Raw genomic sequence first — 3,667 nt, forward strand, 5'->3', positions numbered from 1 at the left:
CCGCGTCAATGGCAGCAGTGGAGCGCCCAGACCTTTGTGCGGCTGGACAACGTGTTCGACCGGCGCTTTGCAGGGTCGGTCATCGTCAACGAGGGCAACCAGCGGTACTTCGAGCCGGGTGCCGGACGCGGGCTATCGGCCGGGGTGACGGTCAGCCGGACGTTCTGAGCTGTTCCACGGCGGTACACATCCGCCCCCGGGAAAGTCCGAATGTTGTGACCGAAGGCCGCTTTTTTTATCGTCTCCCCCATGGTGCCCTTGCCCCCAGCGCCATGCACGCAAAAACAAACCACACAGGAGACGAGACAACATGAAGACCCACGTGCTTTCCTCCACGCTGCTGGCCGCCGGCCTGGCGCTGGCCCTTCCCGGCGCCACGCTGGCACAGGCCGGCCTGCCAAGCAAAGGCTCGCCCGAGCACATACGCGCCGTCACCTCGCGCATCGACTCGCAGAGCATCCGCGACAACGCGCGCAGTTCCAAGGACTGGCCCAGCTACGGCATGGACTACAGCGAGACGCGCTTTTCCAAACTCAGGCAGCTGGACACGGCCAATGTGAAGCGGCTGGGCCTGGTCTGGTCGTATGACCTGGAATCCACGCGCGGCGTGGAGTCCACGCCCGTGGTGGTCGATGGAATCATGTATGTCACGGCCAGCTGGAGCGTGGTGCATGCGGTGGACGTGCGCACCGGCAAGCGCCTGTGGAGCTACGACCCCGGCGTGGACCGTGCCAATGGCTTCAAGGGCTGCTGCGACGTGGTCAACCGGGGCGTGGCGGTCTACAAGGGCAAGGTGTATGTGGGCGCCTTCGATGGCCGCCTGGTGGCGCTGGACGCGGCCACGGGCCAGAAGGTCTGGGAGCAGGACACCATCATCGACCGCGCCTACTCGTACACCATCACGGGCGCGCCGCGCGTCATCAAGGGCAAGGTGCTGATCGGCAACGGCGGCGCCGAGTACGGGGTGCGCGGCTATGTCACGGCCTATGACGCCGAGACCGGTGCCCAGCAATGGCGCTGGTTCACCGTGCCAGGCGATCCGTCCAAGCCCTTCGAGAACGAGGCCATGGCCCGCGCCGCCAAGACCTGGGACCCGGCCGGCAAGTGGTGGGAGGCCGGTGGCGGCGGCACGGCCTGGGACACCATGGCCTATGACCCCGAGCTCAACCTCATGTACATCGGCACGGGCAACGGCTCGCCCTGGGCGCAAGCCAAGCGCAGCCCGGCCGGTGGCGACAACCTGTACCTGGCCAGCATCGTGGCGCTGAACCCCGATACGGGCGAGTACGTCTGGCATTACCAGGAAACGCCAGGCGACAGCTGGGACTTCACCTCCACCCAGCCCATGGTGCTGGCCGACATCAAGATCGGCGGCAAACCGCGCAAGGTCATCCTGCATGCGCCCAAGAACGGCTTCTTCTTCGTCATCGACCGCACCAACGGCCAGTTCATCTCGGCCAAGAACTTCGTCGATGTGAACTGGGCCAGCGGCTACGACGCCAAGGGCCGGCCCATCGAGACGCCGATTGCGCGCAGCGGCGACCGCGCGCGCGACGTGATCCCCAGCCCCTTCGGCGCGCACAACTGGCATTCCATGTCCTACAGCCCCGACACGGGCCTGGCCTACCTGCCGGCCCAGCATGTGCCGCTGACCCTGCAGGACAACAAGAACTGGAAGTTCAACGGCGGCTCCCTGCCCGAGCCGCACAGCAATATCGGCTGGAATACGGCCACGCTGGTCAACATGGAGCCGCCCAAGAGCACGCCCTTCGGCCGCCTGATCGCCTGGGACCCGGTGGCACAGAAGGAGCGCTGGCGCGTGGAGCATGCCTCGCCCTGGAACGGCGGCACGCTGGCCACGGCGGGCAACCTGGTGTTCCAGGGCACGGCCGACGGCCGCTTCGTGGCCTATGACGCGCGCAACGGCAAGAAGCTCTGGGAAAAGCCCACAGGCACGGGCGTGGTGGCCGCACCCATCACCTATGAGGTCGATGGCCGGCAGTACGTCTCCATCGCCGTGGGCTGGGGCGGCGTCTACGGCCTGGCCGCACGCCACACCGAGCGCAAGGGCCCGGGCACGGTCTACACCTTCGCGCTGGACGGCAAGGCCGAGGCGCCTGCCTTCGTCGCCTACCAGCAGGGCAAGCTGCTGCAGGGCGTGCCCTACGACAAGAGCCTGATAGCCGAAGGCACGGCCCTGTACGTCAGCAACTGCGCCTTCTGCCACGGCGTGCCCGGCGTGGATCGCGGCGGCAACCTGCCCAACCTGGGCTACCTGGACCCGGCCTATATCGAGCACCTGGACAAGTTCATCTTCAAGGGCCCGGCCATGTCGCGCGGCATGCCGGACTTCACGGGCAAGCTGAGCATGGAAGACGTGGAAAAGATCAAGGCCTTCATCCAGGGCACGGCCGACGCGGTGCGGCCCAAGTAGCCAGCGCGAGCCGCCCTCCTCCCCTCCCCCAACCTCCCATTCCCCTCCCCGGCCCTGCTGTCCTGCAGCAGGCCTGGGCAGGGCTTTGCCTGAAAACACCGGACCGGACTCTTCGCCATGCCATCCAAGCCCTTCACCCGCGCATCCCTGGCCCTGGCAGCCATGGCCGCATGCGCCAGCTTCAACGCCCACGCCGTCGATATCGACGCGGGCGACTACACCGCCCTGCCGCCCGGCACCACGCTGGGCATGGTCTATTACCAGCACGCCACGCGCGACCGCCTCTATGCCAATGGCGACCAGGCGCCCATACGGCCGAGGCTGACCTCGGACATCGGCATAGCGCGCGGCGTGCACTTCATGAAGCTGGGCGACTACGTGATCGACCCGCAGTTCCTGCTGCCCTTCGGGCGCCTGTCGGCATCGCGCGATATCGCGGCCATGGGCAGCAACACCGGCGTGGGCGACCTGATGCTGGCCGCCACCCTGTGGCTGACCAAGCCCGGCGACAAGGAGCACTTCGGCATCACCCCCTTTGTCTGGCTGCCCACGGGCCAGTACAGCCGCAACGACCCGCTGAGCCTGGGCGAGAACCGCTGGAAGGCGGCCCTGCAGGCCGGCTGGATCAAGCCGCTGGGCAAGCGCGTGACCATGGACCTGGCGGCCGATGTCACCGTCTTCGGCAAGAACGACGACTTCGGCGCCCACAGTGCCACGCTCAAGCAAAAGGCGCAGTTCCAGTTCCAGGGCCTGCTGCGCTACCACCTGTCGGAGACCTCGGACCTGCGCCTGGGCCTGTCGCACCTGACGGGCGGCGAGACCCAGGTCAACGGCGTGTCGCAAGGCGACCGCCAGTCCACCACCAAGGTCTCTTTCGGCGGCGCGGTCTTTGTCGCGCCGAAGACGCAGCTGCTGGCCACCGTGGGCCGCGATCTGCATGTGCGCCAGGGCTTCAAGGAGAACGCCCGCATCAACCTGCGCCTGCTGCAGGTTTTCTGAATCCACACCCCCTGTCCCCTGTCCACCACCAAGGAGCACGCCATGAACCTCAGCGACATCCAGCACCAGATCACCGAACGCGCCAGCGCCTTCCTCAACCGGGGCACGCATGACCTCTTCATCGACGGCCAATGGGTGGCGGCCCGGACCGGCCAGCGCCTGTCCACCGTCAACCCGGCCACCGAGGCCGTGATCGCCGAAGTCGCCAGCGCCGGCCCGGCCGACGTGACGCGG

At 67.3% G+C, this 3,667-nt stretch carries 2 protein-coding genes and 1 pseudogene; all 3 read left to right on the top strand.

Going from position 1 to position 3,667, the window contains the following annotated elements:
* Positions 1-310 precede the first annotated feature (310 nt).
* The gene (locus L995_RS02830) at positions 311-2,434 is read left to right on the top strand and encodes a PQQ-dependent dehydrogenase, methanol/ethanol family (protein ID WP_047468940.1); all 2,124 of its coding nucleotides are present in this window, start codon (positions 311-313) and stop codon (positions 2,432-2,434) included.
* A gap of 117 nt (positions 2,435-2,551) precedes the next feature.
* Entirely contained in the window at positions 2,552-3,433 is an 882-nt protein-coding gene (locus L995_RS02835; RefSeq protein WP_047468941.1) for a transporter, read from the top strand.
* A 42-nt stretch (positions 3,434-3,475) separates the two neighbouring features.
* A pseudogene (locus L995_RS02840) lies at positions 3,476-3,667 on the top strand (aldehyde dehydrogenase); the annotation flags it as partial.

The sequence above is a fragment of the Delftia sp. ZNC0008 genome (genome assembly GCF_000799035.1).
GTDB lineage: Bacteria > Pseudomonadota > Gammaproteobacteria > Burkholderiales > Burkholderiaceae_C > Comamonas > Comamonas tsuruhatensis.